The organism is Turicibacter sp. GALT-G1 (assembly GCF_025594995.1).
In the GTDB taxonomy this organism is placed as follows: domain Bacteria; phylum Bacillota_I; class Bacilli_A; order MOL361; family Turicibacteraceae; genus Turicibacter; species Turicibacter bilis.
This window is the reverse complement of sequence record NZ_JAMQUS010000110.1, coordinates 1-4,214: the sequence shown is the minus strand read 5'-3', so window position 1 is coordinate 4,214 and position 4,214 is coordinate 1. Positions and strand designations below refer to the sequence as shown.

The 4,214-nt window shown below is 29.5% G+C and carries 6 protein-coding genes; 5 read left to right on the top strand and 1 reads right to left on the bottom strand.

The features are described from left to right. The first annotated feature begins 101 nt into the window (after nt 1–101). The 3 genes from NEH74_RS13370 (at nt 102) to NEH74_RS13360 (ending at nt 1,405) form a co-directional block, all read left to right on the top strand. A complete protein-coding gene (locus tag NEH74_RS13370; RefSeq protein WP_155062394.1) occupies nt 102–239 on the top strand; it encodes a hypothetical protein in 138 nt (45 codons plus the stop codon). 691 nt (nt 240–930) lie between these two features. Continuing rightward, complete coding sequence (locus tag NEH74_RS13365) at nt 931–1,155, top strand: hypothetical protein (protein ID WP_128446249.1); 225 nt, start codon at nt 931–933, stop codon at nt 1,153–1,155. A gap of 10 nt (nt 1,156–1,165) precedes the next feature. Further along, nucleotides 1,166–1,405 (top strand): hypothetical protein, encoded by a 240-nt coding sequence (locus tag NEH74_RS13360; RefSeq protein ID WP_128446248.1) that lies wholly within the window; start codon nt 1,166–1,168, stop codon nt 1,403–1,405. Here the strand turns inward: NEH74_RS13360 and NEH74_RS13355 are convergent. Then, nucleotides 1,385–1,798 carry a DUF5839 family protein gene (locus NEH74_RS13355; RefSeq protein ID WP_151922523.1) on the bottom strand — a complete coding sequence of 138 codons (414 nt, stop codon included), beginning with the start codon at nt 1,796–1,798 and terminating at the stop codon, nt 1,385–1,387. The two genes, NEH74_RS13360 and NEH74_RS13355, sit on opposite strands and share 21 nt — an antisense overlap. 1,525 nt (nt 1,799–3,323) lie before the next feature. Here NEH74_RS13355 and NEH74_RS13350 point away from each other — a divergent pair. Next, nucleotides 3,324–3,530 carry a hypothetical protein gene (locus NEH74_RS13350; RefSeq protein WP_155062393.1) on the top strand — a complete coding sequence of 69 codons (207 nt, stop codon included), beginning with the start codon at nt 3,324–3,326 and terminating at the stop codon, nt 3,528–3,530. A gap of 24 nt (nt 3,531–3,554) precedes the next feature. Then, a complete protein-coding gene (locus NEH74_RS13345; RefSeq protein ID WP_155062392.1) occupies nt 3,555–4,106 on the top strand; it encodes a Uma2 family endonuclease in 552 nt (183 codons plus the stop codon). Nucleotides 4,107–4,214: the final 108 nt, after the last annotated feature.

Genomic DNA, 4,214 nt, shown 5'->3' with positions numbered 1-4,214 from the left:
TCTCGACCTACATTAGATAAGTTGTTAAAAGAGTATGAAATGAAGCTGATAAATAACTCATAATCGACCTTAATTTATCACATACTATCAGTGGTGATAGCATGGAAAAGAGAAAAGATGAAGAAAAGGTAATCTCGATTAAAAATGCAGTGATCAAAAAAACTCCACAAATCTTATACTGGATTAGTGGAGTAGGTAGTCAAAGGTATCCGATGGAATTTATTAAAAAAGGGTATTAGCTTGAAAAATAATAAAAAAATAGTTATAATAAAATCATAAGCTACATAGTATAAAAAAGAGCCATAGATTGTCCATGCGACTTTTGGCTCTCATTGAATAGTATTGTTACTCAATAAAAGCACCTAATGTCTTGGTCGGACAGGTGCTTTTACTTTTTTTTGTTGTCACGAACATTTTTGACTAATTGAAAAATTCCATTAGCCAAATTAACTACTAATAATACAAATGTTAATAGAGCGTTCATGAGATCACCTCGCTTTTGAGAGCGAGATTAAAAGTCGCACCATATCTATGACTACGGTCATTATTATACATGAAAAAGAATAGAATTGCAAAAACCCCCAAGTAATACTTGGGGGTTTAAGTGTTTAACCATCTATCTAATATGGAGGTCAACATGCTTGTACCACGTCACATCTAAGTATTATAGCATATTATTTTTTAGTGTCCAAATAGTCAGATACTTTAATATTTAGTTGTGTTAGACAATCTTGTTGCTAAAGAACTACTTGATATCAACGATTATCAAATATCGTTTTTAAGAACTTTATCTACTTCAAGTAAAAAAATATCCAATAACAACATTTTTATCTAACAGAGCCAAAATTAAAAAAGATATTGAAATACTGAACGTTGTTCAGTATAATAAGAGTGTAGTAAGGGAATGATAAAAACGAAAGGATGATAAATATGTATAATAACAAAACTAAAATCAACAGATTTTTCTTAGCTAGTGAATTACGAGGAGCGTATCACTTAGAACAACTACAAGAAATGGGGTTAGTGTTGAGTCCTAGTGAAGATTTTACTCAAGATGAGATTGAAAATTTATGGGAAACATCGGATGGTTACGAACTTTTGAACGTATACGACGAAGATTGCGAAGATGTTTATAAGAAAGTTTTCGGAATGTAAGGAGTGTAATATGAATTGGTTAGAAAGTGAGTTAAATGTCTATAATGTAACTCGTTACCGCCTGTCTAAAGAGACGGGTGTTAGCGAGCGATATTTGAAAAAGATTATTGATAATGATATTCCGCTTGAAAATTTGAAGTACTGGCAAGCGCTAGCGATATTAGAGTTTTTTGAAAAAAGAAAGGATGGTGCGATTGTGAGCGATAATTCAACTTATCAACAAAATTGTCTAACACAGCGTAATATTTAATGTTTCTTCAATTTTAGCATGGTATCTTTTTTGAGGGAGAGATTTCCCACGTTCCCAACCAGTGATGGTAGCGCGAGAAACACCTAATAATTGCCCTAATTCAATTTGCGTTAGTTTCTTCTTTTTTCGGAAATTCTGTAACTGTTCGCTAAATGATAATTTTCGTTTTTTTACAATACGATAGATTGCTTGATGATTTTTAGGTTCGTCAGCAAAAAATAAATCTATTACTCTCACTAAATCCTTACTACCAATGACTTCGACTTTATCTCCAACTTCGATTTTTTTTCGCATATCTTTAGGAATATGCCAAATATATTCTTTAGGATATAAGTATTTTTTTCCTTGTTCATTAACTTTAATATGTTTTCCTTTGATTTTATTTGGTTGCATAATGATCCCCCTAGTCTTATGTTTATAGCAAATTATAACATATTTTTAATCAATAACTCTAAAAAATGGATAAATAAAAACTCTAGGGAGAGAAAGTCCTAGAGTTTTTATATTTTAATGTCGAAAATATAAAAAAATAGAGAGATCAAACTAGCAAGTTTTAAACTCACTAATTCTTAGAAAGCATAACACAACTTTATCAAATTGACAATAATCTACAATAAAAGATAAGATATTATTTTAGAAAATATGATATACTGGTAAATGGTTGGTAGGGTACACATGTATAGCATTGGAGATTAAAAGAGAGCCGATTAGGCTCTTTTTTAATACTCAAAATGATTAATATATGCAAAAAGTGATTATTTATGCACAAAAAATGATTATTTATGCACAAAAAATTTATTTTTCACTTGCTAAATTTTAAAAATAGGGTTATAGTTTTAATTAAGTTGTTATCAACAGATAGCAAAACTTACTAATTAGATAATCAATTTACAATTTAATATAAATTAATGAGATAAAAAAAAGGACTTCTTAATAAATCTCCAGTCGCCAAACTAAGTAATTTATAAGAAGCTCACCTCATGTCTTTATTATACTCTTTTTTAACGTGTTTTACAAGCATAAAAGTATTGTTTTTACGTTATTTTTGCAAGTTTTTTTGTATGTGAAATGATAAAAAAGTTTGCATTTAGTAATAGTAGTGTAATAAATCATGAAATAGACCATAGAAGTCCTTTTGATCCTAGTGATTGAAAGGACTTTTTTTGTGGAAATCCATGAAAATCAAAGAGATTAATCTAATAAATAACTAAATAAGCTGATGAGTGTGTGACGAGTACAAGCACAGGAATAGCAACGTGTGGTGAACTGGAGCCAAAGCATAACTCTACGGAAGTCTAGTCGTGATTAGTGGGTGGTGTTTTTATAAGTTTGACCTAAACAACCTCAAACTTTAGTCGTATGATAGACTTTAAATCCTATGTCGTGGTGTAAACCTTTAGAGATATAGAGTGCCTGTAACCCACATTACGTTAATACTAGGCGTATAAAAGCTAGTGGCACAAAAATATAGGGATTCAAGGTTGAGAAATCAACAAAAAGGTAGGTTCGACCGAAAGGTGGAGCTGATATATCAACGCTAGAACGTACAAAATTTACATAGAGATATTAAAGGACGTAAAATGTATTGTTGCGATAATGCAGAGGGATAGCGTGTCAAGATAAGGGCAACGAACGATCAAGACATTTTGAATAATCGAAAGAGTATTTAAAGAAGAGTATCAGAGTATAGACTTAGAACAGAAAAGTGTTCTTTTTTTATTTTTCTAACGCTTTGTAGGAGGAAGTATGCCTTAGAAAAGGCTTCTTGGTAACTTAGGATTGATGTGGATAAGTGAAATTGTAAAAAATATTTATAGATTTATTTTTTATGTATTTAGATCTTTAAATACGTTTATTGATATTCTTTAGTGAATATTGTATAATGATTAAGAAATAAAAAAGAAAGGACTTATAAACTATGGATGTTAGAAAAGTATATACTACTGTTGAAGTAGCAAATAAATTAGATATTTCACCCCAACATTGTTTGAAGATTGCAAAAGAACTGTATTGTGATGGTAAATTAAGTGATTTTGAATTTAGAGATTCAGGAAAACGTACTTACTTATTTAATGATAGTGCAATTAAAAAATTAGAAAATTACTTTAAAAATAAGAAACGATAGGAATATAAAAGAGGTGAAAGTTTAATGATAGCTCTTGATTATGATTATATATCATATGAGGAATTTTTAAGTTTTTCTGATTGTATTAATGATTATGGGAAGATGGAATATTATGATGGACAAATCATTTGTATGTCACCAACCCATCCAATGCATAATATTGTTCAAAACAAGATATTTTTACAATTAATGAATGCCTTATCTGAATCTAGTAAATGTAATGTGTTTACATCTGATGTTGCTGTTAAATTTGAAAATAAAGATGAAAAATACCAATTTGAGCCGGATATTATGATTTGTTGTGATGATAAATTTGATAAATCTATTTATATTGGCGTTCCAAAGCTAGTCATTGAAGTATTAAGTAAGGCTACTCAACATAGAGATCTAGGGATTAAGTTAGATGTTTATGAAAAATGTGGAGTTGAAAACTATTGGATTGTAGACATTAACAAAAAGGAGATTATCGTTTATAGTAATAATTTTAATGGTAAATTTAGAACTAAAATAATTCATGATTTAGAAAGTAGCGTTGTATGGAATCAGCATAACATTTCTTTAAAGGAAATATTTTAATTTACTATTGGAATAAAAAAAGGGTTCTATAATATTTGGTGTGGGTGATTCCCACACTTCTTTTATTTGGAATAAAAAATAAGTATAAAAAAAGAGACATCACGTCCC

Excerpts from the sequence above, each read along its gene's own strand:
- NEH74_RS13370 (WP_155062394.1), top strand. The coding sequence starts at position 102 with ATGGAAAAGAGAAAAGATGAAGAAAAGGTAATCTCGATTAAAAATGCA.
- NEH74_RS13350 (WP_155062393.1), top strand. The coding sequence starts at position 3,324 with ATGGATGTTAGAAAAGTATATACTACTGTTGAAGTAGCAAATAAATTA.
- NEH74_RS13355 (WP_151922523.1), bottom strand. The coding sequence starts at position 1,798 with ATGCAACCAAATAAAATCAAAGGAAAACATATTAAAGTTAATGAACAA.
- NEH74_RS13360 (WP_128446248.1), top strand. The coding sequence starts at position 1,166 with ATGAATTGGTTAGAAAGTGAGTTAAATGTCTATAATGTAACTCGTTAC.
- NEH74_RS13365 (WP_128446249.1), top strand. The coding sequence starts at position 931 with ATGTATAATAACAAAACTAAAATCAACAGATTTTTCTTAGCTAGTGAA.
- NEH74_RS13345 (WP_155062392.1), top strand. The coding sequence starts at position 3,555 with ATGATAGCTCTTGATTATGATTATATATCATATGAGGAATTTTTAAGT.